General features: G+C 68.0%; 2 pseudogenes. Both read right to left on the bottom strand.

Going from position 1 to position 569, the window contains the following annotated elements:
- Positions 1–342 (bottom strand): annotated as a pseudogene (locus AC1DWF_RS37220) (alpha/beta hydrolase); the annotation flags it as partial.
- A 6-nt stretch (positions 343–348) separates the two neighbouring features.
- Positions 349–569: pseudogene (locus AC1DWF_RS37215) on the bottom strand (ABC transporter substrate-binding protein); the annotation flags it as partial.

Genomic DNA, 569 nt, shown 5'->3' with positions numbered 1-569 from the left:
GATCAGCACCTCGTCGTAGCGGATGTCGCCCTCCTGCATGTACTTGTAGCCGGATCGCGCGCCGTCCCCGAGCACGCCGACCGGGAAGACCGGGCAGAGGATGGCGCAGTCGTTCCAGCGGCCGAACTCGGCGAAGCCGTCGCGGAACTCCAGGAAGGAGGTGCGCGAGGTGCCGTGCACCGCGACCAGCAGCTGCACCTTCTCGCCCTTGACGACCTTAGGCGGCACATACATCGCGTAGTGGAAGCGCGGATCGGCCTTGCTCGCGAAGATCGCGGTGGGGCCGAGATCGTAGAGCGCGCGGGCTTTGGCCTCGCCGGCGATGTCGGGTGCGTCGGTCATGCGGTTTCAGCTCCGTCCCACGCCCATGGCGAGGGTGTACTGGTCGTTGCGGGTCTCGTAGGTCACCTCGCGCCGCGCGGCCCATACGGAGACCTCGTGGTGCAGGGGCAGGATGGCGGCATCCTCGAAGGCGAGGCGGCTGGCCTCGGCGAGGAGCATGTTGCGGCGGATATCGTCCATAGTCCGCAGCGCCTCGTGTACCAGGCGATCGAGCGCGGGGTTCGCGT

Source organism: Aminobacter sp. P4_D5 (assembly GCF_056401815.1).
The sequence above is the reverse complement of the archived record's forward strand: the minus strand, read 5'-3'. Positions and strand labels throughout refer to the sequence as shown.